The sequence below is a fragment of the Klebsiella sp. A-Nf5 genome, from assembly GCF_002810545.1.
Taxonomy (GTDB): domain Bacteria; phylum Pseudomonadota; class Gammaproteobacteria; order Enterobacterales; family Enterobacteriaceae; genus Klebsiella; species Klebsiella variicola.
On sequence record NZ_PIOG01000121.1, the window covers coordinates 59,826 to 83,817 of the forward strand.

23 protein-coding genes and 1 riboswitch are annotated in these 23,992 nt (G+C 60.6%); of the genes, 16 read left to right on the forward strand and 7 right to left on the reverse strand.

What is annotated here, in order from left to right:
- Positions 1–2 precede the first annotated feature (2 nt).
- Positions 3–1,589: an oxamate amidohydrolase gene (gene hpxW / locus CWM53_RS12075; RefSeq protein WP_074385811.1), complete on the reverse strand. Its 1,587-nt coding sequence runs from the start codon at positions 1,587–1,589 to the stop codon at positions 3–5.
- A 179-nt stretch (positions 1,590–1,768) separates the two neighbouring features.
- Between hpxW and hpxU the strand changes: the two genes are divergently transcribed.
- The 7 genes from hpxU (at position 1,769) to hpxK (ending at position 8,170) form a co-directional block, all read left to right on the forward strand.
- The gene (hpxU, locus tag CWM53_RS12080; RefSeq protein WP_100729660.1) at positions 1,769–2,608 is read left to right on the forward strand and encodes a MurR/RpiR family transcriptional regulator HpxU; all 840 of its coding nucleotides are present in this window, start codon (positions 1,769–1,771) and stop codon (positions 2,606–2,608) included.
- A 214-nt stretch (positions 2,609–2,822) separates the two neighbouring features.
- Positions 2,823–3,608 carry a transporter substrate-binding domain-containing protein gene (locus CWM53_RS12085; RefSeq protein ID WP_032754423.1) on the forward strand — a complete coding sequence of 262 codons (786 nt, stop codon included), beginning with the start codon at positions 2,823–2,825 and terminating at the stop codon, positions 3,606–3,608.
- 9 nt (positions 3,609–3,617) lie between these two features.
- Positions 3,618–4,283, forward strand: coding sequence for an amino acid ABC transporter permease (locus CWM53_RS12090; RefSeq protein ID WP_004176117.1), 666 nt, complete (start codon positions 3,618–3,620; stop codon positions 4,281–4,283).
- Positions 4,283–4,939: an amino acid ABC transporter permease gene (locus CWM53_RS12095; protein WP_004179948.1), complete on the forward strand. Its 657-nt coding sequence runs from the start codon at positions 4,283–4,285 to the stop codon at positions 4,937–4,939. The genes CWM53_RS12090 and CWM53_RS12095 overlap by 1 nt, the downstream gene beginning before the upstream one ends.
- Entirely contained in the window at positions 4,920–5,657 is a 738-nt protein-coding gene (locus tag CWM53_RS12100; protein WP_004179947.1) for an amino acid ABC transporter ATP-binding protein, read from the forward strand. The genes CWM53_RS12095 and CWM53_RS12100 overlap by 20 nt, the downstream gene beginning before the upstream one ends.
- Positions 5,658–5,672: 15 nt before the next feature.
- The gene (locus CWM53_RS12105) at positions 5,673–6,914 is read left to right on the forward strand and encodes a pyridoxal-phosphate-dependent aminotransferase family protein (RefSeq protein ID WP_100729661.1); all 1,242 of its coding nucleotides are present in this window, start codon (positions 5,673–5,675) and stop codon (positions 6,912–6,914) included.
- Positions 6,911–8,170 carry an allantoate amidohydrolase gene (hpxK, locus tag CWM53_RS12110; RefSeq protein WP_100675565.1) on the forward strand — a complete coding sequence of 420 codons (1,260 nt, stop codon included), beginning with the start codon at positions 6,911–6,913 and terminating at the stop codon, positions 8,168–8,170. Before CWM53_RS12105 ends, hpxK begins: the two co-directional genes overlap by 4 nt.
- Positions 8,171–8,202: 32 nt before the next feature.
- Here the strand turns inward: hpxK and CWM53_RS12115 are convergent, their stop codons facing one another.
- A complete protein-coding gene (locus tag CWM53_RS12115; RefSeq protein WP_008804833.1) occupies positions 8,203–9,180 on the reverse strand; it encodes an NAD(P)H-dependent flavin oxidoreductase in 978 nt (325 codons plus the stop codon).
- A 174-nt stretch (positions 9,181–9,354) separates the two neighbouring features.
- Between CWM53_RS12115 and CWM53_RS12120 the strand changes: the two genes are divergently transcribed.
- Both CWM53_RS12120 and CWM53_RS12125 read left to right on the forward strand, forming a co-directional pair.
- Positions 9,355–10,260 (forward strand): LysR family transcriptional regulator, encoded by a 906-nt coding sequence (locus CWM53_RS12120; protein WP_165784149.1) that lies wholly within the window; start codon positions 9,355–9,357, stop codon positions 10,258–10,260.
- 88 nt (positions 10,261–10,348) lie between these two features.
- Complete coding sequence (locus CWM53_RS12125) at positions 10,349–10,837, forward strand: hypothetical protein (RefSeq protein WP_025712450.1); 489 nt, start codon at positions 10,349–10,351, stop codon at positions 10,835–10,837.
- Positions 10,838–11,069: 232 nt separating this feature from the next.
- Here CWM53_RS12125 and CWM53_RS12130 read toward each other — a convergent pair whose 3' ends face one another.
- Together CWM53_RS12130 and CWM53_RS12135 are read right to left on the reverse strand one after the other, a co-directional pair.
- Positions 11,070–12,170, reverse strand: coding sequence for an NADH:flavin oxidoreductase/NADH oxidase (locus tag CWM53_RS12130; RefSeq protein WP_100729662.1), 1,101 nt, complete (start codon positions 12,168–12,170; stop codon positions 11,070–11,072).
- A gap of 107 nt (positions 12,171–12,277) precedes the next feature.
- On the reverse strand, positions 12,278–13,885 hold the full coding sequence (locus tag CWM53_RS12135; protein WP_100732065.1) for an FAD-NAD(P)-binding protein: 1,608 nt from the start codon (positions 13,883–13,885) through the stop codon (positions 12,278–12,280).
- 276 nt (positions 13,886–14,161) lie between these two features.
- Between CWM53_RS12135 and CWM53_RS12140 the strand changes: the two genes are divergently transcribed.
- Complete coding sequence (locus tag CWM53_RS12140; RefSeq protein ID WP_100729664.1) at positions 14,162–15,394, forward strand: MFS transporter; 1,233 nt, start codon at positions 14,162–14,164, stop codon at positions 15,392–15,394.
- A 40-nt stretch (positions 15,395–15,434) separates the two neighbouring features.
- On the opposite strand, the gene CWM53_RS12145 is transcribed toward CWM53_RS12140, so the two are convergent.
- Positions 15,435–16,349: a DMT family transporter gene (locus CWM53_RS12145; protein WP_074385821.1), complete on the reverse strand. Its 915-nt coding sequence runs from the start codon at positions 16,347–16,349 to the stop codon at positions 15,435–15,437.
- A gap of 202 nt (positions 16,350–16,551) precedes the next feature.
- Here CWM53_RS12145 and CWM53_RS12150 point away from each other — a divergent pair, with 202 nt between their 5' ends.
- Entirely contained in the window at positions 16,552–17,652 is a 1,101-nt protein-coding gene (locus tag CWM53_RS12150) for an iron-containing redox enzyme family protein (RefSeq protein WP_100729665.1), read from the forward strand.
- Here the strand turns inward: CWM53_RS12150 and CWM53_RS12155 are convergent.
- Complete coding sequence (locus CWM53_RS12155; protein WP_023340166.1) at positions 17,628–18,206, reverse strand: TetR/AcrR family transcriptional regulator; 579 nt, start codon at positions 18,204–18,206, stop codon at positions 17,628–17,630. The genes CWM53_RS12150 and CWM53_RS12155 overlap by 25 nt on opposite strands.
- A 337-nt stretch (positions 18,207–18,543) precedes the next feature.
- Between CWM53_RS12155 and CWM53_RS12160 the strand changes: the two genes are divergently transcribed.
- Both CWM53_RS12160 and CWM53_RS12165 read left to right on the forward strand, forming a co-directional pair.
- Complete coding sequence (locus tag CWM53_RS12160; protein ID WP_074385823.1) at positions 18,544–18,732, forward strand: hypothetical protein; 189 nt, start codon at positions 18,544–18,546, stop codon at positions 18,730–18,732.
- 70 nt (positions 18,733–18,802) lie between these two features.
- On the forward strand, positions 18,803–19,381 hold the full coding sequence (locus CWM53_RS12165; protein ID WP_165785072.1) for a GNAT family N-acetyltransferase: 579 nt from the start codon (positions 18,803–18,805) through the stop codon (positions 19,379–19,381).
- Positions 19,382–19,418: 37 nt separating this feature from the next.
- Here CWM53_RS12165 and oxlT read toward each other — a convergent pair whose 3' ends face one another.
- Entirely contained in the window at positions 19,419–20,717 is a 1,299-nt protein-coding gene (gene oxlT, locus CWM53_RS12170; RefSeq protein WP_100630474.1) for an oxalate/formate MFS antiporter, read from the reverse strand.
- Between the two features lie 446 nt (positions 20,718–21,163).
- A riboswitch (guanidine-I (ykkC/yxkD leader) is annotated at positions 21,164–21,262 on the forward strand.
- A 56-nt stretch (positions 21,263–21,318) separates the two neighbouring features.
- Between oxlT and CWM53_RS12175 the strand changes: the two genes are divergently transcribed.
- From CWM53_RS12175 to CWM53_RS12185, 3 genes are read left to right on the forward strand one after another with little or no spacing between them, the layout of a single operon-like run.
- The gene (locus CWM53_RS12175; RefSeq protein WP_100729667.1) at positions 21,319–22,377 is read left to right on the forward strand and encodes a putative urea ABC transporter substrate-binding protein; all 1,059 of its coding nucleotides are present in this window, start codon (positions 21,319–21,321) and stop codon (positions 22,375–22,377) included.
- Positions 22,378–22,401: 24 nt separating this feature from the next.
- Positions 22,402–23,217, forward strand: a complete 816-nt coding sequence (locus CWM53_RS12180; protein WP_100729668.1) for an ABC transporter permease — start codon at positions 22,402–22,404, stop codon at positions 23,215–23,217.
- Positions 23,214–23,990: an ABC transporter ATP-binding protein gene (locus CWM53_RS12185; protein ID WP_049165167.1), complete on the forward strand. Its 777-nt coding sequence runs from the start codon at positions 23,214–23,216 to the stop codon at positions 23,988–23,990. Before CWM53_RS12180 ends, CWM53_RS12185 begins: the two co-directional genes overlap by 4 nt.
- Positions 23,991–23,992: the final 2 nt, after the last annotated feature.

Sequence of the window (23,992 nt, forward strand, 5' to 3'; positions counted from 1 at the left end):
CCTTAGTATCCGGCGGCGGCGCCGTTGCTGCGTGGATCGGTAGCCCCTTCAAGCAGGCCGTTGGGATGGCGGACAATGGCGCCGGCGTGGCCCATCGCTTCGCTGAAATCGGCCAGCACTTCCACTTCGTGCCCCAGCTCGCGCAGGCGAGCGATACAGGCAGGGGCAAAGCGTCCCTCCAGCTTCAGTGAGTCGGAGGACTGGCCCCAGGTGCGGCCCAGCAGCCAGCGCGGACGGGAGATGCTCTCCTGCAGCGGCACCCCCTGCAGGATATAGCGGGTAAACAGCGCTGCCTGAGTTTGCGGCTGACCATCGCCGCCCATCGAGCCATAGACCATCACCCGGCCATCGTTCAGGCGTGCGGCGGCAGGGTTGAGGGTATGGAAGGGCTGTTTGCCAGGGGCCAGCGCCAGGAGATGCTGCGGATCGAGGCTGAAGGCGGCCCCACGGTTTTGCCAGACGATCCCGGTGTCCGGGAGCACCACGCCGCTGCCGAACTCGTGATAGATACTCTGAATAAACGACACTGCCAGTCCGCTGTTATCCACGACGCCCATCCAGACGGTATCGCCCGGGCCTTTGCCGCGGCCCCAGGGGGAAGCGCTGGCGTCGTCGATGCTCTCGGCCAGCGGCTGCAGGGCTTCCGGGGTGAGCAACGCCTGCACATCCACATCCAGATGGCGTGGATCGGTGATATGCGCATCGCGCAGGGCAAATGCCCGCTTGGTGGCTTCGACGATACGGTGCACCGTTTGCGCGTCATCGGCATCGGCCATGTTCAGGCGGTCGGTGATGCCAAGGATCGCCAGCGACACCAGCCCCTGCGTTGGCGGCGCAAGATTCCACAGCGTGCCCTGCTGGTGCTGGAGCGTCAGCGGCGCCGGACGCCGGGCGCGGTGGGCCTGCAGGTCGCCGAGGGTGATCGGCATCCCCAGCGCGGCCATGCCCTGCGCGAGACGTTCGGCCAGCGGCCCGCGATAGAAACTGTCGAGACCGTCGCTGGCCAGCAGGCGCAGGGTGCCGGCGAGGGCGGGTTGGCGAAAGCGGCTGCCGGGCCGCGGGGCCTCGCCCGATACCAGCCAGGTTTCACTGAAGCCTGGCTGATGGCGCAGCTCTTCCAGTTTGCTGGCGGTGGCGTGGGCTTGCGAGGCGGTGACCGGAATGCCGTCTTCGGCATACCCGATCGCATCGGCCAGCAGGCGGGCCACCGGCAGCGCGCGGCCGGTTAAGTCCCGTGAAATACGCAGCGCCTCGTCCCAGCCGCTGACGGTGCCGGCGACGGTCAGCGCGGCCTGCGGTCCCCGGTGGGGAATATGCCGCTGTCCGGCGTAGGCCTCGAGGGTCGCCAGCGACCCGGCCGCCCCGCTGGCGTCAATGGCGATGGGGTCTCCCTCAGGCGGCACGATCAGCCAGAAGCCATCGCCGCCGAGGCCATTCATATGGGGATAGACGACGGCGATGGCCGCGGCGGCAGCCACCATCGCTTCAATGGCGCTGCCGCCCTCGCGCAGGATCGCCAGCGCGCTCTGACTGGCGAGGTGGTGGGGGGCCACCGCCATGCCGTGGGTCGAAACGTTGCTACTGTGCATAAATTATCCTTTCTGAACGAATCACCCGCAGAACACTGCAAAAGCTGTTCCATCTCTGAACGTTTCGTTTCATTGATAAAAACAATGACCAGAATTTTCCCACTGGCACGCTATGTGTAAGGCATAGCAGATACAGTATGATGAGGGATGGATGATGAAACGAAAGTTACAGGGGCGCTATGCAACAACTCGATGAACGACTGAAAGGGCAATACGCCTCGCTGTCGCCGCAGGAGCAGCGGGTGGCGGATTTCATCTTTGACCACTTTGACGACCTGATAAGCTACAACAGCGCCGAGCTGGCGCAGCTGAGCGGCGTGTCGAAAGCCACCGTCAGCCGGCTGTTCAAGCGCCTCGGCTATGACAAATATAAGGATATGCGCGATGAACTGCGCACCCTGCGCCAGAGCGGTATGCCGCTGACCGACCAGCGCGACGCGGTGCAGGGTAACACGCTGCTGGCGCGCCATTATAAGCAGGAGATGGCGAACCTCACCCAATGGGTCAACGCGCTCGACGCCCGCCAGTTCGCCGAGGCGCTGACGGCGATGGTGGCCGCCCGCCGCATCATGGTGGTGGGGATGCGTAACGCCTATCCGGCGGCGCTGCATCTGCGCCAGCAACTGCTGCAGGCCCGCGGCCAGGTGCTGGTGCTGCCCCAGCCGGGTCAGAGTCTCAGCGAAGAGCTGGTCGATCTGACCACCGATGATCTGGTGGTGATGATGGCGTTTCGCCGCCGGCCGCGAATAGTACGCCCATTGCTGCAGCAGCTGCAACGCGACGGGGTGCCGGTCCTGTTAATGTGTGAGCCGCAGGCCCATAGCTTGTTTCCGCTCTCCCGCTGGCAGCTCTGCGCGCCGCTGGACAGCGTCTCGGCCTACGACAGCTATGCCTCGGTCAACAGCCTGATCAATCTGCTGGCCAATGCCTTTCTGCATGAAACGCTCGACAGCGGTCGTCCGCGCATCCACGATATTGCCACGCTTTATCAGCAGCTGGACGAGCTGGAACAACGCTGATGGGGCGCCAGCGTGGTGCTGCGCATCATTATGGTGCACGAAAAACCACGTGATGGCGCCGCCGCTCTCTGAACACCTTCCCGTTAACGCTTGTCCTTTCTCACTTTTTGTTTTAATTCCTCGCAAACCCTCGTCTCGTCTGTATCTGGCACATTAGTTGCAAAATCAGATTCAAAGAATCTTTTGTTTCATGCTAACGTAACGGGTAAACATCATGAAGAAACTGTTGATCGCACTGGCCGGGGCCGCTTGTCTCCTTTCGTCTGTTTCTGCCGCGCAGGCTGACCAGCTCCAGGATATTGAAAAACGCGGCGTCATCCGCATTGCCGTACCCCAGGATTTTCCGCCGTTCGGCTCGGTGGGTACCGACCTGCAGCCGCAGGGGTATGACATCGATATGGCGCGCTATCTGGCGAAATCGATGAAGCTCAAGCTGCAGCTGGTTCCGGTGACCAGCGCCAACCGCGTGCCGTATCTGCAGACGGATAAGGTGGACCTGGTGATCTCCAGCCTCGGCAAGAACGCCGAGCGCGAGAAGGTGATCGACTTCAGCCGCGCCTACGCGCCGTTCTTCCTCGGCGTGTTTGGCCCGAAAGGGGCGGAGCTGAAGGACGCGGCCGCGCTGAGCGGTAAAAGCATCGGCGTGACCCGTGGGGCGGTGGAAGATATGGTGCTGACCAGCGTGGCGCCGCAGGCAGCGCAGATTAAGCGCTACGAGGACAATAACACCACGCTGTCGGCTTACCTGTCCGGTCAAGTGGAGTATGTCGCGACCGGAAACCTGGTGGTGGCGGCCATCTCCCGGCAGAACGCCGACAAAGCGCCGGTGCCGAGCTTTATGCTGAAGGACTCGCCGTGCTTTATCGGTCTGAAAAAGAACGAACCGGCGCTGAAGGCGAAAGTGGATACCCTCATCGAGCAGGGCATTAAGGACGGCACCCTCAACGGTCTGTCTGAGAAGTGGCTGAAAGCGCCACTGCCTGCCAGCCTCGGCGCGTAAGGTCTGGGGATGACGGAGCAACTTCATTTCTCTGAGCTCTGGCCGCACTGGCCGGAGCTGCTGGCCGGCCTGTGGGTGACGGTGCAGTTGACGGTGCTGGCGACGATCGGCGGACTGGCGATCGGCATCCTCGGGGCGGCGATCCGCAGCGGGCGCCCGGGAATGCTCAGCCGGGTATGGGGCGGATATGTGGAAATCATCCGTAACACGCCGTTTGTGGTGCAGCTCTTTTTTATCGTCTTTGGTTTACCGAACCTTGGACTGAAGATGACCGCCGGTGAAGCGGCGCTGCTGGCGATGGTGGTTAACCTCGGCGCCTATAGCACCGAGATCGTCCGCGCCGGTATTCAGGTGACGCCGAAGGGCCAGTGGGAAGCCGGTCGCGTGCTCGGGCTTAGCCGGACGCAAACCTTCGTTCGCGTCGTACTGCCCCCGGCGCTGCAGCGGATTTACCCGGCGCTGGTCAGCCAGTGCATCATTGTGATGCTCGGCTCGTCAGTGGTGTCGCAGGTCTCCTATGAGGAGCTGACCTTCGCCGCCAACCTGATCCAGTCGCGGACATTTTTGAGCTTTGAGGTCTATCTGGTGACCACCGGGATCTACTTAGCGTTATCGATAGCGATGCGCCAGCTGCTGATGGCGGCGGGGCGTAAATGGCTGGGGGTACAGGCCTGATGACCACTTTTACTGACTGGGACATTATCCGCAACCTGCTGCTGGCCGGTCGCTGGACGGTGCTGCTGTCGCTGGTCGCGTTCACCGGCGGGGCGCTGGTGACCTTACCGTTACTGCTGCTGCGCCTCACCGGCGGACGCCAGGTGAAACGGCTGATCCGCGGCTACATTGAGCTGTTTCAGGGGACGCCGCTGCTGATGCAGCTGTTTCTGGCATTCTTTGGCGTGGCGCTGTTCGGCATTGACGTCTCGGCGTGGACCGCCGCCTCGGTCGCTCTGACGCTCTACACCAGCGCCTTTTTGCTGGATATCTGGTTCGGCAGCATTCGCGCGCTGCCCAAAGGCCAGTGGGAAGCCTCGCGGTGTCTCGGGCTGAGCTTCGGCCAGACCTTGTACCGCGTGGTGGCGCCGCAGGCGCTGCGCATTGCCATCGCGCCGACGGTGGGCTTTGCCGTACAGGTGATCAAAGGCACGGCGCTGGCATCGATTATTGGCTTTGTGGAGCTGACCAAGGCCGGGACGATGCTGACCAACGTCACTTACCAGCCGTTTAAAGTGTTTGCCCTGGTGGCGCTGGGCTATTTCATTCTGTGTTATCCGCTGTCCCGCTACAGCCGCTATCTGGAGAACAAATTCAATGCCTCTCATCACCATTAATCAGATGCAGAAGTACTATGGCGACAACCATGTGTTGAAGGGCGTCGATCTGGATATCGACATGGGGGAAGTGATCTCGATCATCGGCCGCAGCGGCTCGGGTAAAAGCACGCTGCTGCGCTGTATCAATGGTCTGGAGGGCTACCAGGAGGGCAGTATCAAGCTCGGGGGCATGACCATCACCGACCGCGATTCACAGGCCCGGGAGATCAGCCGCTCCATCGGCATGGTGTTCCAGAATTTTAACCTGTTCCCGCACATGACGGCGCTGGAGAACGTCATGCTGGCCCCGCGGCGGGTGCTGAAGAAGTCCCAGGCCGAATGCCGGGAACTGGCGCAGCGGATGCTGGAGAAGGTCGGTCTTGGCGACCGTCTGGATTACTATCCGGCCAATCTCTCCGGCGGCCAGCAGCAGCGCGTGGCCATTGCCCGGGCGCTGGCCATGTCGCCGAAAGTTTTACTCTGTGACGAAATCACCTCGGCACTCGACCCGGAACTGGTGGGTGAAGTGCTGAAGGTGCTGGAGCAACTGGCGGCGGAAGGTATGACGCTGATCCTCGTCACCCATGAAATGAATTTTGCCCGCGAAGTGGGCGACCGCGTGGTGTTTATGCATCAGGGACGCGTCTGGGAGCAGGGCGACAGCAAAACGCTGTTCGCCAGCCCGCAGACCAGCGAACTGAAACAGTTTATCTCCTCGGTGCGCGGTCTTAACTAACGTAAGGAATGGCAGATGGATATCACTCAGTTTTCGCAAATTAACCCGCCGCAGCGCCTGCTGATGGGGCCGGGGCCGATCAATGCCGACCCGCGCGTGCTGCGCGCCATGTCGAGCCAGCTGGTTGGCCAGTACGATCCGGCGATGACCCACTATATGAATGAAGTCATGGCGCTCTACCGCGGCGTGTTTCGCACCGAAAACCGCTGGACGATGCTGGTCGACGGCACCTCGCGCGCCGGGATCGAAGCGATTCTGGTGTCGGCGATCCGTCCGGGTGACAAGGTGCTGGTGCCGGTGTTTGGCCGGTTTGGTCATCTGCTGTGCGAGATCGCGCGTCGCTGCCGGGCAGAGGTGCACACCATCGAGGTGCCGTGGGGCGAGGTCTTTACGCCGGATCAGGTTGAGGACGCGATCAAGCGCGTGCGCCCGCGCCTGCTGCTCACCGTACAGGGCGATACTTCCACCACCATGCTGCAGCCACTGGCGGAGCTGGGGGATATTTGCCGTCGTCACGATGTGCTGTTCTATACCGACGCCACCGCGTCGCTCGGCGGCAACCCGCTGGAAACCGACGCCTGGCAGCTGGACGCAGTGTCCGCCGGGATGCAGAAGTGCCTGGGCGGTCCTTCCGGCACCTCGCCCATCACCCTCAGCCCGCGGATGGAAGAGGTCATCCGCCGCCGTCGTTGCATTGAGCAGGGGATCCGCACCGACGCGCACCACGATGGCGTCGACGAGATGATCTACTCCAACTATTTCGATCTCGGCATGGTGATGGATTACTGGGGGCCGGAGCGCCTTAACCACCATACCGAAGCGACCTCGGCGCTGTTTGCCACCCGGGAGTGCGCGCGCCTGATCCTCCAGGAGGGACTCGACAACGGCATCGCCCGCCACAAGTTGCACGGCGATGCGCTGCTGAAGGGCATCCAGGCGATGGGGCTCGAGACCTTTGGCGATCTGCGGCACAAAATGAATAACGTGCTGGGGGTGGTGATCCCCAACGGGGTCAACGGCGATCAGGTACGCAAGCTGATGCTGGAAGATTTCGGCATTGAAATTGGCACCTCGTTTGGCCCGCTGCACGGTAAAGTCTGGCGCATTGGCACCATGGGCTATAACGCGCGTAAAGACTGCGTGATGCAGACGCTCAGCGCGCTGGAAGCGGTCCTGAACTACCTCAAGTTCACCACCACTCAGGGCGCGGCGATGCAGGCGGCCTGGGATCACTACCGCACCGAGGCCACCCTATGAGTGATACCGCCCGCCAGCAGGCGGAGAGAGAAGCGGCTGCCAGCCGGGTGATGGCCCGCGCCGATCGGCTGGCCACCCTCAGCGAAACCGCCGATGCCCTGACCCGGGTCTATCTGTCACCCGAACATCTGCAGGCCAACCAGCTGGTGGGCCAGTGGATGCAGGCTGCCGGCATGATGGTGTGGCAGGACAGCGTCGGCAACATCTGCGGACGCTATGAAGGACAACAGGAGGGGGCGCCGGCGGTGCTGCTGGGTTCTCATCTTGACACCGTGCGCAACGCCGGGCGCTACGACGGCATGCTCGGCGTGCTGGCGGCGATTGAGGTGGTCCAGCGTCTGCACCAGCAGGGGCGACGGCTGACAAAGGCAATCGAGATCGTCGGCTTTGGCGATGAAGAGGGCACCCGCTTTGGCATCACCCTGCTCGGCAGCCGCGGCGTCACCGGCACCTGGCCTGAAAGCTGGCTGTCACAGTGCGATACCGACGGCGTGAGCGTCGCCCAGGCGCTGGTGAATGCCGGACTCGATCCGGCGCGGATCGGCCACGCGGCCCGTCATCCGCAGGATATCGCCGCCTATCTGGAACTGCATATCGAGCAGGGGCCGTGCCTGGAGCAGGCGGGGCTGGCGCTCGGCGTGGTGGAGGCGATTAACGGGGCCCGACGGCTGAACTGCCGTTTTACCGGCGAAGCTGGCCATGCCGGCACGGTGCCGATGCTCCATCGCAAGGACGCCCTCGCCGCGGCGGCGGAATGGATGGTGCAGGTGGAAAACCTGACCCGGCAGCGCGGCGGTAACCTTGTGGCGACGGTCGGCACCCTGCGCTGTGCGCCGGGCGCGGTGAACGTGATACCGGGCGAGGTGCAGTTGACGCTGGATATTCGCGGCCCGCAGGATGCGCCGCTGACGGCGCTGCTGGATGAGCTGCTGGGTGAGGCGCAGGCCATTGCCGGGCGTCGCCAGCTGAGTTTCGCCGCCGAGGAGTATTATCGCATCGCCGCCACCGCCTGCGACAGTCACCTGCAGGCGGTGCTGAGCGAGGCGGTGGTGGCGGTGCAGGGGCGTTCGCTGACGCTGCCGAGCGGCGCAGGGCATGACGCCATCGCCATCGCCGAGCGCTGGCCTTCGGCCATGTTGTTTGTGCGCTGCCTGGGGGGCGTCAGCCATCACCCGGCGGAGTCGGTCACTGCCGCCGACGTCGGGCTGGCTATCGACGCTTTCTCCCGGGCGGTAGAGAAGGTGGCCGACGCCTGATCGCGCCGGTTGCTGTGCCCCGGCTGGCGGCTTCACACCGCCAGCTGGTTGACCACCTCGGCGACGGAGGTGATGGCATGGATGTTGCCAATCCCCGCGCCCACCGAGATATACCCCTCATCAGTATTCCCCTCCAGCATGCCCAGCCGCATCCCGCGCAGACCGCCCATCGCCTGGGCCAGCTCGGCCTTTGAGGCGCCGGCACGATCCATGGCCACCAGTGTGTCGCTCAGTTTGCCGGGCAGCGCGCGGTAGTAGTCCGGCAGGGTACGGAACAGGCGCAGATCCAGACCGTTGGCGGCCACAATTTTCGCTTTCACCGAGTCGGGAACCCGACTTTCGATGGTGCTGATGAATACCGAACCAGCGAAGACGCCTTCCGCCCCCAGGGCATGAACGGCGCGCGCCCCCCGGGCGTCGGTGATCCCCCCGGCGGCCATGACAGGAACCCGCTGTACCGCGTCAACGATCAGCGGGACGATGGTGAAGGTCCCGAGGGCGGTACCCGGCAGCGTGCCGCCTTCGTCAAAGCCGGTGGCGACAATAATATCCGCTCCGGCCTGCTCCGCGCGGCGGCTGTTCTCCGGCGTCGGGTTGATGTCACGATAGATAATGGTGATCCCGGCGGCTTTCAGTTCGTCGAACAGCGCCGGTTTTAACGAACCATCGCCGTAGCCGGTGTAGACCACCACCTTAACGCCTTCCTCTTTGATCACCGGCAGGATCGCCGGCGTCCAGATGTCGTTTTCCGCCGTCGGGATCAGGTTGACGCCAAAGGGTTTCTCCGTCAGCTGTTTGGTTTTGCGGATCTCTTCGCGCATTTTCTCGGCGGTGGCCTCCGGGGTGGAGACGGCGGTTGCCGCCGTCAGTCCGGCGTTCGGGCCCAGCACGCCAAGCCCACCGGCGTTGCCGACGGCCGCCACCAGACGCGCATCGGTAAGCCAGGAGAGCGGCCCCTGGACCACCGGTTTTTCAATACCCAGAATGCGGGCGACGCGGTTGGATTGCATGATATTTTTCCTTGTATGTTAATAAGTTATAAATTTCTTCGCCCCAGCGATGCGGCAATGAGGGCAGTGTAGGCGTCTTTATTGTTTTAAAAAATGAGCAAAAACTTTCATCACTATTATTAAATTAGTAATAATGTGAGCAGGCGATGAGGCGGGAGACGGGCCGTTATGCAAATGAATCTGTTTGAGAATATTAAAATCTTTATTGAAATCGTCGATGCCGGCAGTTTTGCCCAGGCGGCGGAAAATTTGCAGGTCCACCGACCGGCGGTGACCAAAGCGCTGCAGCAGCTGGAGCAGGAGAGCGGGGTCCGGCTGCTGCAGCGCACCACCCGGCGTCTGTATCTCACGCCGGAGGGGGAAGAGTTTTATCGCCGCAGCAAACCGTTGCTCTCCCAGGCCGACGATCTGCTGGAGTCGTTCGCGCCGGACCGGCCGATCCGCGGTCAGCTGCGCGTCGATATGCCAATCGCCTTTGCCCGGCTGCTGGTGATCCCGCATCTGCCGGATTTTTATCAGGCCCATCCGGAGGTGGAAATTGTCCTCAGCAGCTCCGACGTACGCCGGGATATGCTGCGCGATGGTCTGGATTGCCTGCTGCGGGTGGGGGATCTTGAGGATGGCGACTATGTGGCGCGTTCGCTGGGTGAGGTGGCGTTAACCACCTGCGCCAGTCCGGGCTATCTGGCGCGCTATGGGGCGCCCGCGACGCTGGAGGACCTGCAGTCGCATCTGGCGGTGAACTGGGTGAACAGCAGCAGCCGGCAGATTATGCCCTGGCGATTCCAGACCCCGGAGGGCATCAGGCAGATCGCCATTCCCGGTAAACTGGTGCTGGACAACTCGGAAGTCTTTACTGCCGCCGGGCTGGCGGGGCTGGGGATGCTGCAGGGGATGCGTTTCTTTTTGCAACCCTATATCGACAACGGGCAACTGGTGGAAATTTTGCCGGACTTCCCGGCGCCGCGTCGACCGTTGTCGCTGCTCTATCCGCACCGGCATCTGTCGCATAAGGTGCGGGTCTTTGCCGACTGGCTGCAGGGGCTGGTGGCGACGCTGGATCGATCGGTGTCGGCTTGACTCTGCCGACTGAGCGATTATATATAAAATGTGAATGCTATTAAGGCAATGAATCACAAAGCTGGATAACGACTTAACCTGTAAGGGAATGCTGATGAAACTCTGGAATAAAACACTGCTCGCTTCCGCCCTGTGTCTGACCCTGTTTGGCTGCGACGATGCGTCGAAAGTGGATAACAAACTGGATAAGGCCAAAGATAATGCGGAGCAGATGAAGGATGCCGCGGCGGACAAAGCCCAGGCGATTAAACAGGATGCGGATAAGCAAATCGATACGCTGAAAAGCCAGGCTGACGCCGAGGCCGACCGCCTGAAGGATCAGGCCAGCGCCATCAAGGCGGAGGCGGACAAGAAAGCGGATGCCATCGCCCAGCAGGCGAAAGCCCAGGCCGATGCCGTGAAACAGAACGCAAAGCAGGAAAGTGACCGCATAGTCAAAGAGGCGGGTCAGATCAAAGACAACGCCATCGGCGACGCCAATCAGCTCTCGGCGGAGGCGGCGAGCAAAACCAAAGCCATCCAGGACAGTATCGCGGCGGACAAACAGAACACCACGCCACCGCCCGCCCAGCAGTAACTCGCGGTGTTTGCCGGACCCGCGCCCGGAAATATAGGGAGCGGAGCCTGATAGATTGCCCGGCGGCGCTGCGCTTGCGCGGGCCTACGCAGGGAGCGGGTTGGCTGCGCAATGACCGGGTATCACCTTTTTGTAGGCCGGGCAAGGCGTCGCCGCCGCCCGGCACGTCGACCGCAATAACATCCTGCTCAGGGGTATCTTCCGATACCCCTTTTTTATGCCCGCCGCGGGTTCAACGGTTTGGCAGCAGGGTGCCTTTCAGGCCGTGCGGCTCCGAGCGCAGGTACTGCGAAGGGACGCGAACCTGGGCGCCGAGGCTGGCCGCAGCGTGCCACGGCCAGTGCGGATCGTAGAGTACCGCGCGGGCGAGGGCGATCAGGTCGGCATCGCCATCCTCCAGAGCCGCTTCTGCCTGCTGCGGGTCGGTGATCAGCCCCACGCCAATTACCGGGATGGCAACCTGCTGGCGAATGTCGTGGGCGAATGGCAACTGATAACCCGGTCCGACGGTGATCGACTGCTGCGGCGACAAGCCGCCGCTGGAGACGTGAATATAGTCGCTGCCCAGCGCTTCCAGCTGCTGGCTGAACTGAATGGACTGCTCCACGTCCCAGCCGCCTTCGACCCAGTCGGTCGCCGACAGCCTGACGCCCACCGCCATGGTGTTGCCCACTGCCTCGCGGATCGCCTTAAACACTTCCAGCGGATAGCGCAGACGGTTTTCCAGCGAACCGCCGTACTCATCACGGCGCTGATTGCTGAGCGGCGAGAGAAACTGGTGCAGCAGATAGCCGTGGGCGGCGTGCAGTTCAATCAGCTCAAAGCCCAGACGCTGGGCGCGCAACGCGCTGGCGACAAACGCCGCTTTGATGCGCGCCATATCGGCAAGGCTCAGCTCGGCGGGGGCGCGGTCGCCATCGTGAAACGCCACGGCGGAGGGGGCAACGGTTTGCCAGCCCCCCTCGTTGAGGGCCAACTGATGACCACCCTGCCACGGGGCCGCGCAGGAGGCTTTGCGTCCGGCATGCCCCAGCTGGATCCCCAGGCGGATCGGCGACCAGGCCCGAATATCCTCTACCACCGCGCGCAGCGCGTTTTCGGTTTCATCATCCCACAAACCCAGATCCCCCGGCGAGATACGTCCCGCCGGCTCTACCGCCGTGGCTTCCAGAATTAACAGGCCGGCGCCGGAGAAAGCCAGCTGACCAAGATGGATCCGGTGCCAGGAGGTGGCTTTACCCTCGTCGGCAGAGTACTGACACATGGGGGCAATAACGATGCGGTTATCCAGCGCCAGCTGACCAATACGCGTCGCGCTAAAAAGATGGCTCATGAGTACCTCGTAAAAGTTAGACAGGGTCTTGCATGGGGGCGAACAGTCACTGTTTATAGCACGCCTGTTTGCCCCCCTTTATTCGGATATTGCGTTTAAGCAGCCCGCTATTCGATAAACCACAGGCGGCGCCGGCGGCCCGTCGCCTGCTGCGACACGGCGCGGGCCATCGCGCTGCCAATCTCGGCGCTGGCCGTCAGCCCCTGCACAAAGGGACGATCGTGCATCAGCCAGGGAAGGGCGCCGAAAGCGACCCGTCCGCGCAGCGTCTCGGGCGCCTGCAGCGTGTAGTCATCGCCGACGTCCGGAATGTCGTCGCCGCAGGCCAGCAGCTGCTGGCGCAGCGATGGGAAGGGCAGATCCCGGGTTTTCAATGCTTGTTGCCCGCGGGCATCGATAAACACATCGAATTCACAGCGCTGCTGATGATGGACAATCAGCGTTCGGTGAGACTCGCGCTGCAGGTCATAATCCTCGCCGAGCGCCACAATACGCAGAATACCGGCCTGGTGCAGGGCCAGCAGCCGGCGAATGGATTCCGGCGGGATGGCGGCATAATTATCGATAAACACCCGGGCAAGCCCGCGCCGGAATCGGCGGTAGTCCTCGTCGTTGAGCTGCGGCACCACGCTTTCAATCGCCTCGTGCAGGCGGAGAATAGCATAGCGCCAGGGCACCGTATGGTGTTCGCGCTTATTGCGCTCCACCTCCTGCAGATTGCGTTGCGCCCAGTGGAAAGGATCATGGGTGAGACGGTCGGCAAACCAGGCGTCGGCGATGCTGTCAGGCGTTAGCTGGCGCAGCCCCGTCGCCTCGCACCAGGCCGGGGCGGCATATTCCAGCTCCTGGACGACCAGCTCGAATACCCGATCCAGCAGCCCATCGCTGCCCCGGGCGACAGCCGCCTCAAGGGCGGCAGGGGTGGCGATCTCCAGCGGCTCCCATGGGATCGGACAGTAAAAATCGGCTTCCGGGAGCACCCCGCTGCGCGACATCAGCGTTATCTCCAGTGCCTCGCTGCCGGGATGGAGGGTAAAATGGGTCGTTTTGTCGTTCTCAGTATGGAAAACACCATGCTGGGCCACCACGGCGATGGCGGCATCAATCGCGCTTAAGGAGGTCCCGAGGATCCCGACCCGACAGGGCGCGATCCGGGCGTCCATCAGCCCGGTCCACGGACTGGGGAAGTACTGTCGACTGGCGCGCTCTTCCTCAGGCCACAGATGGCCGGTGGCTATCGCCACCAGGTCGACGATAACCGGTTCTGCCGCGCTATCGGTATGGATAGCGATCCCGGCGGGCTGGACGGCAATATCCGTCACTTCACAGGATTCACATACGCTAACGATGAAGCCGGCGTCCCGTGCCCGCTCAGTGAGATACAGAAAACGGTCGCGATAGTACTCGCCGAGGATTACCCGCGGCAGAAACTGGCGCTCATGCAGCGTGTGCCGCTCGAGACCGCGCGCCGCCAGCCAGGCGTCGCTGTGCTGCTGGAGCCATTGCAGATAGGTCAGGTCGATAGGGGGGATCTCAATGCTGGCAATGTTGGCCAGCATTTGCGCCGCCGTATTATCATCGCTGTAGGGCATACCCACCCCGGCCTGCGCCTCTTTTTCAAACAGGGTGATCGCCAGCGGCTCACCACGCTTCACCAGTTCATAGAACGTGTAAATCCCCGTCGGCCCCACGCCGACGATGGCAACTCTCTTCATGATTCTCTCCCTTCCTGTGGGCGGATGCGGCATGGACAGCGTTTCATTGACGCCAGCCTGTCTTTAATTCTGGTCGAAAATTGCCGATCCGGTGGGCCGCTACACGCAATTTGAAACAAATTAGCAGGCTAATAAACTTGCCGACGGTCGGAAAAAGGGTGTAATTAACAAAAGAGCAACTTTCTATACAAACAATTTACATAAGCGGTGACACCAGCTTGCTCTGCCGGACGCCGCGCAAGCTCCCGGCAACGCCGTCGGGATAGGGATGACAAGATGCATGGCTGGACTTCACGACAGCGCAACGCGGCGATTGCCAGTTTTTTAAGCTGGACGCTCGATGCTTTCGATTTCTTTCTGTTGGTCTTTTTACTGAGCGATATCGCCCACTCGTTTCACGTCGACCTTGAAGAGGTCACCCTGGCGATTCTGCTTACCCTGGCCGTGCGGCCGATAGGCGCGCTGATTTTCGGCAGGGCGGCGGAAAAGTATGGCCGCAAACCCATTCTGATGCTGAATATCGTCTTCTTCTCCGCCTTTGAGCTGCTCTCCGCCGCCGCGCCGTCGTTGCTGCTGTTTTTTCTGCTGCGGGTGCTGTATGGCGTGGCGATGGGCGGGATCTGGGGCGTGGCCTCTTCGCTGGCGATGGAGACGATCCCCGACCGCTCGCGTGGCCTGATGTCCGGTCTGTTCCAGGCGGGATATCCCTTCGGCTATTTGCTGGCGGCCGTTGCCTACGGCCTGCTGTTTGAACATCTCGGCTGGCGCGGGATGTTTGTGATTGGCGCCGCGCCGGTGCTGCTGCTGCCGTTTATCTATTTCTGCGTCGAGGAATCCCCGGTTTGGCTGGCGGCCCGGCAAAGTAAAGCGAGTACGGCGCTGCTGCCGGTGCTACGTAGCCACTGGAAGCTGTGCCTGTACCTGGTGGTACTGATGGCGGCCTTTAACTTTTTCTCCCACGGGACGCAGGATCTCTACCCGGTCTTTTTGAAGGTTCAGCACGGCTTCGAGCCTAAAACGGTCAGCATCATCGCCGTCTGCTACAACATTGCCTCGATTATGAGTGGGGTGTTCTTCGGTTCGCTGTCGGAGAAGATTGGCCGACGCAAAGCGATTATGATCGCTGCCCTGCTGGCGCTGCCGGTCATTCCACTGTGGGCTTTCGCCAGCGGCTCGCTGGCGCTGGGGGCGGGGGCGTTTCTGATGCAGTTTATGGTGCAGGGGGCCTGGGGAGTGATCCCCACCTGGCTCAATGAACTGGTCCCGGCCAACACCCGGGCGGTGCTGCCTGGTTTCGTCTATCAGCTGGGTAATCTGCTGGCGTCAGTGAATGCCACTCTCCAGGCGTCAATCGCCCAGCATCATGGGCATAACTACGGTCTGGCGATGGCCCTGGTGGCCGGTACGGTGGCAATTGTCATTACCGTCCTGACCTTCTTTGGTCGCGAGGGACGGGTGACTCAGCCCGCAGGAGCGGGGCATCGCCAGCCGCTCTCCACCAGCCGTTAACTTCTGCTACCGGGTGTCGTCAGGCGCCCGGTAGCGTACGTTAGCCGCGCAGACGAATTGCCGCCGCCTGGCGTTTCTCCAGCGAGCAGATCCCAATCCCCACCATGATAAACAGGGCGCTGAACAGATGCCAGGCATGCGGCTGGGTATGCAGGAAGAGGATACTCAACGCCCCGCCGGAGAGCGGGATGATATGGGTGTAAATTTCTCCCCGGGTGGCGCCAATCGCGGCGATACCTTTGTTCCAGAACAGATAGGCCAGCCAAGACGGGAAAATCACCAGATACGCCAGGCCGCTGAGGAAAAACGGCTCGCGCCAGGCTGCCCAGTCCTGCGCCGGGTGGCGCATCAGCCAGAAGATGACGATGGGCAGCAGGATCAGGGCGCCGAGCAGCGAGCTGACGGCGACAAAGCCATTCGCCGGGATCCGGCGATCCTTCAGCCGTAATAGCGAGCAGTAGAGCGCCCAGCTCAGCGCCGACCCCATGGCCCACAGATCGCCGACGGAAAAGGTATGCAGCGAGGTGGCATGCAGTGGGTTCCCCTGGAATAACAGAATCATCACGCCAAGGGTGCTGAAAATGACCCCCAGCCAGTTGCGCGCCGATACCGGGTCACGAAAAATCAGCCGGTTAATCAGCAGCACCATGCTCGGCGTGGCGGACATATAGATGGCGGCGTTGAGGGCGGAGGTGGTTTGCAGGCCTATATAGAGCGTAAGCGGGAAGCTGACCTGGCCACAGAGGGTTAACACCAGCACCGCCGGCGCGTTATCCCGTAGCAGGTGGCGGCTGGCGGCAATTTGCCGGTGGTAGAGCAGGCCCAGTAACAGCGCCGTCAACGCCCATCGCGCTTCTGTCATCAGGATCGGATCCACGCCCTGGACCAGCACGTGACCGACCACGTAATTTCCCCCCCAGAACAGGGCGGCCAGCGTCAGTAATAAATAGGGCATGCTGATTCCTTGCGTCGCTTATCACTGTACCAGATGGTAACTTTAATAATTTTATAATATCAATATTTTTATAGTGGTCTTTTTGTTATTTATTAAAAAACCATATTTTACAATGTGATATTCGTTATCCATAAATTTTCGTTGCCGCGTTGTTAACGGTACTATACCGTATAGTTGCCATGCATTTCACAGGGATAAATTCATGCGTAACACAGAAAATGGGGTCATTGGTAGTGACCAGACCGCGGTGATGGCCAGGCTGGCACTGGATGAGTTAATTGACCAGCTACTGCACAGCAACGCGCTGTCGCTGAAGCTGACGGCCAACCCGCTGGTCGCCGACAGAGCCTGGCATCTGACTGAGAATACCTGCATCCGCGCCTTCTCCGCTGACGATCCACAGGCCAAAAAGCGCGCTCACCATGCGCTGTTCATCCTCTATCAGTCCTGGCTTGCCGACCCACTCTCGCCAGCGGCAGCCAATCAGTTTCATCCGCTGCTCTCCGGGATCAGAAATTACATTGAGTCTGAGTGGCTGCGGGCGGAAAGCAAACGTTTCCATCGCCAGAGACCGGTGCTTAACGCCGGCAATATCGTCGACGAACTGCGCGCCTTATGCCAGCAGCACCCGGCGTCTCATCATCCGCTGTTCGATTTCCTTGCCAGCGAGGCCTCCGCGGCGCAGATCGACTATTTCTTCAAAAGCGACAGCGCGCTGAATCTGCTGTTCTTCGATCTTGTGGCGATGGGGCTGGTCGGTTCGCTGCCGGAAACCCGCGCGGAGATTGCGCAAAATCTGTGGGATGAGATAGGTCAGGGCAGCACTGAGATCACCCACGTCAATCTGTATAAGGATTTACTGAAGCGGCGGAATATCGCGTTGCCGGACAATCATTTTGCCTACCTGTACGACTGGCAGGGCCTGGCCGGGTATAACGCCTTTATGCTGGGCGGCGTAAACCGTCAGCATTATTACAAATCGCTGGGGGTCATGGCGATGACCGAGCTGCTCGACCCACCGCAGTATGAAAAACTGGTGGCGGGCTGTCGGCGGATTGGGCTTTCCGATCGCGATGTGCATTACTATGCCGAACATATCACCGTCGATATCGGTCATGCGGATGGCTGGCTGAACAATGTGATTGTGCCGATTGGCAAAAAACATCCGGCGGCGATGGAGGAGGTCTACTTTGGCGCCGCGCTGCGCCTGCAAACCTGCAACGATTACTATGATTGCCTGCTGGCGGCCCTGCAGTCACTGGACGGCAGCGCATCATCTCACAGCGTACCGCCTTCTGAGTAAATAAGCGCTTTGGCCGCGCTCCAGGCGGTGATCCCCGGTGGGATCTCCCGGCATTCGGCGGACTCGGCCTGCTGGGCGGCGATGGCGCCATCGATGAGCATCACCATCATCATGGCGACCCGCTCGGCAGGTTCCGGTTTTAACACCTGCAGGAGGATATCGCGGAAGAACTGCCAGAGGAGCGACTTGAACCGGGAGCACTGCTCCCGGATCGCCGGCGATGACGCGCCATATTCAAACAGCGCGCGGGTAAACATGCAGCCGTGGAACGTGTCGCAGGTAAACCAGCGATGGTAGTAGTCGAACACGGCAAACAGCTTCTCCCGCGCGCTGGCTTTATCCGCCGTGATCTGCGCCAAATCCTGCATAAATTCGCTCTCTTTCTGCTTGAGGATAGCCAGAATGAGCGCCTCTTTATCGGCGTAATAGCGGTAGAAGGTCATTTTGGAGATGCCGGCATGTTCAGCAATCCGCTCGATGCTGGGCGACTGATATCCTTCGCGATTAAACAGCGCGCTGGCGTGGCGGAGAATGTCCGCTTGTTTTGGCTTCATGCGTTTTCCTGTCGAATGTTCGCTGTCACGACTGCCGGTGACACGGCCGTCCTGCGACAGCGGTGCATTATGCCGGATCTTGCCGCCAGACGGGCAAAAAGTAAATCAGCCGCGGTTTATGCGGTGTCGGTTTCCTCAATAAAAACAAGATTGCGTAGACTTGCACAAGTCATGTCCTAATGTTTCCGAACCGGCGTATTATTCGGACCTTTATACACATAAGCTGTGAATGATGTACTTTCTGATAGCCATTATTTCTGAAGTCTGAGACGGTTACAGAAGGACAGGCATCGAATGAGGGTATTACAGACATCATTACAAGGATGATCCGATAACTATGATGAATCTTATTAAAAGATTGCTGCGAAGAATATTCCGGTCGTTAATTTCAAATTATGGCCCAGCTGTATTGACCATCCTCTTCGCCGTGGCGCAAGGGCTCTTTTTTCCAAAGACGCCTCTCTGGCTTGTTCCCCTGTTTTTCGTATTTGTTATTGTAATGTTTTATCGGTTTGTGAAATTTTAATATCGAAATTTAACTTTATATTAAATTGACAAGGAAGTGCGATGGCTGGGTTGAGGCTGCGCAGGTTAAGATGGCCCCGCGATTGCCTGTCTCATTAAGAAGAAGAGAAGAGATGATATTACCCCTGACCACGCCCCGGCTGCTGCTGCGCCGGTTCAGAACGGAAGATCTGCCGTCTTTCAGCCATTATCGCAACCTGCCGGAGGTGGCCCGCTTTCAGAGCTGGACCCACTATGGCATGACAGAGGCGACAGCCTTCTATGAACAACAGCGTTCGCTGGCCTTTGCTGAGGATGAGAGCTGGTTCCAGCTTGCCGTAGAGATCCAGGCCAACGGTGCGCTGGCGGGGGATGTGGGGATCCACTTTTTCGATCAGGGCAGACAGGCCGAGCTGGGGATGACCTTTTCCCCGGTGTATCAGCATCAGGGGTATGCCCGGGAAGCCATGCGGGCGGTGATGGCCTTACTCTTTGAACAGTTAGCCCATCACCGGCTGATGGCGGTGGTTGATACCCGCAATTCCGGCGCGATCAAACTCCTTGAAGGGCTGGGCTTTCGTCGCGAGGCGCATTACCGGCAGAATATCTTTTTTAAAGGCGAGTGGGGCGATGAGTACCTGTACGCGCTGCTGCGCAGCGAATATCAGTGAAGTGACGGGCGAGCCGTCACTTCTGTCAGCGCTGCAGTTAGCTGTGCTGGCGGATAAAGCGCGCGCGCCACGGTTTTAGCACCCACAGCGCGAGGGCGGCGGTGACAAAATCAAGGCCAATCGCGCAGCTGAAGACTACATGCCAGCCGTGGGTGTACTGATAGAGCAGTGCCGCCAGCGGGCCGCCGAAGATTGACCCGATGCCCTGAGAAATATACAACCAGCCATAGTTGGTGGCGGCATGCTCGCTGCCGAACGTATCGGTGAGTGTCGACGGGAAGAGGGAGAAGATCTCCCCCCAGCCAAAGAAGACCACCCCGGAGAGCAGGACAAACAGCAGCGGATCTTCCCGGCACGCCAGCCAGAGCATCATCGCCACGCCTTCCAGCGCAAAGGCGATAAACATGGTTTGCTCGCGGCCGAAGCGGTCGGAAATAAAACCAAAAAGCGGCCGGGTTAAGCCGTTGGTGAAGCGGTCTATCGTTAACGCCAGCGGCAGCGCCGCCATGCCAAACACCACCGCCTGGCTAATGCCGAAATCCTCGGCGAACACCGCCATCTGCGAGGTGACCATCAGCCCGGAAGTCGACATCATCGCCATCATGGCGAACATCAGCCAGAACAGCGGCTGGCGCAGCATTTCCCGGGAAGTAAACGATCTGCTGCTCTGCGCCACCGTCTGACTGACGGGCTGAGAGACAGCGGGCGGCGGCAGCTTCAGCCCCTGACTGGCGAGGAAGCCGACGAGGGCGAAAAGGATCCCGAAAGTCGTCATCGTGTGTTCGATGCCGTTAGTGGTCAGCGACAGGGAGATGGGGAAGGTGGTTATAATGGCCCCCATCCCGTAGCCCGCCGCCACCGCGCCGGCGGCAAACCCCCGCTGCTGCGGGAACCATTTGACCATCAGGCCGACAACGCCGATGTAGACGATCCCGGTCCCGAGGCCGCCCATGCAGCCATAAACCAGCCAGAGCGTTGCCAGGCCATTCACCTGTGCGGAAAGCACCCAGCTCATTCCCGCCATCACCGTGCCAATAGCGATCAGCCGCCGTGGGCCAAATTTTTCCACTAACCGCCCCTGAAAAGGGGAAAAGAAGGTCTGCAGGATGATCAGCAGGGAGAAGGTGACCTGCAATTCTGGCAGACCCACGCCAAGTTTGGCGGCCAGAGGTTTTGTCAACAGCGTCCAGACATATTGCGGACTGGAAATGGCGGCCATACAGATCAAGCCCAGCACCAGCTGGCGCCATTTGCCATATCTCGGGGTAACCAACGGTTCGCTGAGTGTCGTCATGTTGTTCTCCGTTTTCAGTAAGCAGGCTTCCGTGAAACGCATCCACCCTGGATGCCTCACGGAAAGGGGAAGGTGGCGACCGCAGAGTGACGACGTGTTGTGGCCATACGGCATTCGATCTTGTCCACATCGCGGTATACAAGCGCACAGCATTAAACGTGCCAGTTAAAATAGTGCTTTATATTCATATGGATAAGGCGAAAAGGTGGCATATGACGGGGTTTTTCATGGGGAATATGCAGCACTGAGGCGGTGCAAATGGGTCATCGCGGTGCGTGGGAAACGTTCGTGGCAAATCCGCAGAATGTCGGCGCATGCGCTCTGCGTTTTCCTGCACCAAAGCCATGCAACGCCCCAACATCACTCCCCATTTTTGGGAATCGATGAGTCCGCTGGCGGCGAAACGCGGCTGTGAGCGGCCTCTGGCTCCTGGCATGGTGCTTGCAAGAACATCGGCAGAAAGCAGCGCAACAGACAATTCAGATCACACAATAGCTGGCTAGGGTTCCGGTTCACCGCGGTGAACGTCTGGTCCGAGAGCTGGCGACCTCGGCGAGGTTACACGGCGGGATAAAAGCCCGGGAGACAGCAGCACCGTTGGGTGTCGCGCTGCTCCGTTTCTCGTGCTAACCAGAGGTCCACCATGAAAACATCGCCGCTCCTCCGCTCACTTGTCCTGTCGCTGACGCTGCTGACCAGCGTCCCGTCGTTTGCCGCCGTCAAAAAAGAGTTCAACGTCTGCTGGACCATCTACGCCGGCTGGATGCCCTGGGGAACCATCAGTAACGAAAAGATCATTGATAAATGGGCCAGCAAATACGGCATCAAGATCAATATCGTCCAGCTCAACGATTACATCGAATCCATCAACCAGTACACCGCCGGGCAGTTTGACGGCTGCACGATGACCAACATGGACGCGTTGACGATCCCGGCGGCGGGCGGCGTCGACAGCACGGCGCTGATCACCGGCAGCTACTCCGACGGTAACGATGGGGTGGTCCTGAAAGGGGCGGATAAAAAGCTCAGCGACCTGAAAGGGATGTCGGTGTATCTCCCGGAACTGTCGGTATCCCACTATCTGCTGGTGCGCGGCCTGGAAAAAGCCGGGCTGCAGGAAAAAGACGTCAAGGTGGTGAATACCTCCGATGCCGATATCGTCTCGGCCTTCGGCACCAGCGGCGTGCGGGCGGCGGTGGCCTGGAATCCACAGCTGTCGGTTATCAAAAAGACCCCGCAAACCAGCGAGGTGTTTAGCTCCTCACAGGTGCCTGGCGAGCTTATCGACATGATGGTGGTGAATACCCAGACACTGAAAGATAACCCCGCGTTGGGCAAAGCCCTGACCGGCGCGTGGTTTGAAATGGTGGCCAAAATGAAGGCCGGGGATAGCCAGGCGTTGAGCGCCATGGCCGCCGACTCCGGCACCGATCTTGCCGGCTACCAGGCGCAGCTGAAAACAACCCATCTGTTCTGGACGCCTGCCGACACCCTGGCGTTTATCTCCTCGCCGGATCTGGCGAAAACGATGCAGCGGGTGGCGCAGTTCTCGTTCGATAAAGGCCTGCTGGGTGAAGGGGCGCAGAGCGCGGACTTTATCGGCATGACCTTCCCGGGAAATGTCACCCTCGGCGATGCCGCCAACCGCAAACTGCGCTTTGACGACAGCTACCTGAAGCTGGCCGCCGCGGGCCAGCTGTAATGATTACCGCCGGGAGACCACGCCATGCGCCACATTAACCGTTATCCCCAAAAGGGGATGCGCCTGACGCTGATGCTGCTGCCTTTTGTCGTGCTGATCGCCGCCTGGTTTATTGGATCGGCGGTGCGGCTGGAAGCCAATCCGCAGGACAAGTTGCTGCCAGGCCTGTCGCAGATGGCGGCAGCCATTGACCGGATGGCGTTCACCCCGGACAAACGCAGCGGTGAGTATCTGCTGTGGGCCGATACGCTGATCAGCCTGAGCCGTCTGTTGACGGGCCTGGCCGTCTCGTCGTTGATCGGCCTCGGTATCGGCATCGCCGCCGGCGTCTTCCCGATGTACCGCGCGGCGCTGTCGCCACTGCTGACGGTGGTGTCAATGATCCCGCCGCTGGCGATCCTGCCGGTGCTGTTTATCGTCTTCGGCCTGGATGAGCTGTCGAAAGTGATGCTGATCGTCATCGGCATTACGCCAATGCTGGCGCGCGACCTGGAGCAGCGGGCGAAGGAGATCCCGGCGGAGCTGTTTATAAAGGCGCAGACCCTCGGCGCCAATAGCTGGACCCTGGTGCTGCGGGTGGTGCTTCCCCAGCTGCTGTCGCGGCTGATCACCTCTCTGCGCCTGCTGCTGGGCTCGGCATGGCTGTTCTTGATCTCCGCCGAGGCCATCTCCGCTACCGCCGGGCTGGGGTACCGCATCTTCCTGGTGCGGCGCTATATGGCGATGGACGTGATTATTCCCTATGTCATCTGGGTCACCTTGCTGGCATGGCTGATGGATCTGGCGCTGCGCCAGCTGCACAAAGCCTGTTTCCCGTGGGCGGAAGGAGGCCGGGGATGAGTTTTATCGACATCAAAAACATCTGGCAGGAGTACGGCGACCACGTGGTGCTGGAGCGCATCAATCTGCAGGTGAAAGAGGGCGAGTTTTGCTCGATGGTCGGCGCGTCCGGCTGTGGTAAATCGACCTTTTTACGCCTGCTGCTCGGTCAGGAAAAACCGACCCGTGGCGAGATCCTGCTCGATGGCCAGCCGCTGGCGGCAGAGCCGGATCGCAGCCGCGGCGTGGTCTTCCAGCGCTATTCGGTGTTTCCGCATCTCAACGTGCTGGATAACGTCGCCATCGGCCTGGAGCTGCCGGCGTCCCCGCTGCTGGGGCGCCTGTTTGGCGGCAGAAAACGCGAGGCCCGGCAACAGGCCCAGCACATGCTGGAGAAAGTGGGGCTGGGGCACGCTCTGGATAAATACCCGGCGCAGTTGTCCGGGGGGATGCAACAGCGGCTGGCCATCGCCCAGGCGTTCGTGATGCAGCCGCGGGTGCTACTGCTCGATGAGCCCTTCGGCGCGCTGGATCCTGGCATTCGCAAAGATATGCATGCGCTGCTGCTCCAGCTGTGGAGCGAAACGCGCATGACGGTGTTTATGGTCACCCACGACCTGGCCGAAGGTTTCAACCTGGGCACCCGACTGCTGGTGTTCGACAAAGTGCGCATCGATCCGCAGGCGCCCAACGCCTGGGGAGCGCGTATTACCTACGATATCCCGCTCAATGAGGCGCGGATGGCGCAGCTGGCCACCGGTAGCGACACCAACGTTTACGCATTAAGGAGATAAAT

What these genes read in the sequence shown, in the direction of transcription:
- hpxW (WP_074385811.1), bottom strand. Translation starts at nt 1,589, where the DNA reads ATGCACAGTAGCAACGTTTCGACCCACGGCATGGCGGTGGCCCCCCAC.
- hpxU (WP_100729660.1), top strand. Translation starts at nt 1,769, where the DNA reads ATGCAACAACTCGATGAACGACTGAAAGGGCAATACGCCTCGCTGTCG.
- CWM53_RS12085 (WP_032754423.1), top strand. Translation starts at nt 2,823, where the DNA reads ATGAAGAAACTGTTGATCGCACTGGCCGGGGCCGCTTGTCTCCTTTCG.
- CWM53_RS12090 (WP_004176117.1), top strand. Translation starts at nt 3,618, where the DNA reads ATGACGGAGCAACTTCATTTCTCTGAGCTCTGGCCGCACTGGCCGGAG.
- CWM53_RS12095 (WP_004179948.1), top strand. Translation starts at nt 4,283, where the DNA reads ATGACCACTTTTACTGACTGGGACATTATCCGCAACCTGCTGCTGGCC.
- CWM53_RS12100 (WP_004179947.1), top strand. Translation starts at nt 4,920, where the DNA reads ATGCCTCTCATCACCATTAATCAGATGCAGAAGTACTATGGCGACAAC.
- CWM53_RS12105 (WP_100729661.1), top strand. Translation starts at nt 5,673, where the DNA reads ATGGATATCACTCAGTTTTCGCAAATTAACCCGCCGCAGCGCCTGCTG.
- hpxK (WP_100675565.1), top strand. Translation starts at nt 6,911, where the DNA reads ATGAGTGATACCGCCCGCCAGCAGGCGGAGAGAGAAGCGGCTGCCAGC.
- CWM53_RS12115 (WP_008804833.1), bottom strand. Translation starts at nt 9,180, where the DNA reads ATGCAATCCAACCGCGTCGCCCGCATTCTGGGTATTGAAAAACCGGTG.
- CWM53_RS12120 (WP_165784149.1), top strand. Translation starts at nt 9,355, where the DNA reads ATGAATCTGTTTGAGAATATTAAAATCTTTATTGAAATCGTCGATGCC.
- CWM53_RS12125 (WP_025712450.1), top strand. Translation starts at nt 10,349, where the DNA reads ATGCTGATGAAACTCTGGAATAAAACACTGCTCGCTTCCGCCCTGTGT.
- CWM53_RS12130 (WP_100729662.1), bottom strand. Translation starts at nt 12,170, where the DNA reads ATGAGCCATCTTTTTAGCGCGACGCGTATTGGTCAGCTGGCGCTGGAT.
- CWM53_RS12135 (WP_100732065.1), bottom strand. Translation starts at nt 13,885, where the DNA reads ATGAAGAGAGTTGCCATCGTCGGCGTGGGGCCGACGGGGATTTACACG.
- CWM53_RS12140 (WP_100729664.1), top strand. Translation starts at nt 14,162, where the DNA reads ATGCATGGCTGGACTTCACGACAGCGCAACGCGGCGATTGCCAGTTTT.
- CWM53_RS12145 (WP_074385821.1), bottom strand. Translation starts at nt 16,349, where the DNA reads ATGCCCTATTTATTACTGACGCTGGCCGCCCTGTTCTGGGGGGGAAAT.
- CWM53_RS12150 (WP_100729665.1), top strand. Translation starts at nt 16,552, where the DNA reads ATGCGTAACACAGAAAATGGGGTCATTGGTAGTGACCAGACCGCGGTG.
- CWM53_RS12155 (WP_023340166.1), bottom strand. Translation starts at nt 18,206, where the DNA reads ATGAAGCCAAAACAAGCGGACATTCTCCGCCACGCCAGCGCGCTGTTT.
- CWM53_RS12160 (WP_074385823.1), top strand. Translation starts at nt 18,544, where the DNA reads ATGATGAATCTTATTAAAAGATTGCTGCGAAGAATATTCCGGTCGTTA.
- CWM53_RS12165 (WP_165785072.1), top strand. Translation starts at nt 18,803, where the DNA reads ATGGCCCCGCGATTGCCTGTCTCATTAAGAAGAAGAGAAGAGATGATA.
- oxlT (WP_100630474.1), bottom strand. Translation starts at nt 20,717, where the DNA reads ATGCGTTTCACGGAAGCCTGCTTACTGAAAACGGAGAACAACATGACG.
- CWM53_RS12175 (WP_100729667.1), top strand. Translation starts at nt 21,319, where the DNA reads ATGAAAACATCGCCGCTCCTCCGCTCACTTGTCCTGTCGCTGACGCTG.
- CWM53_RS12180 (WP_100729668.1), top strand. Translation starts at nt 22,402, where the DNA reads ATGCGCCACATTAACCGTTATCCCCAAAAGGGGATGCGCCTGACGCTG.
- CWM53_RS12185 (WP_049165167.1), top strand. Translation starts at nt 23,214, where the DNA reads ATGAGTTTTATCGACATCAAAAACATCTGGCAGGAGTACGGCGACCAC.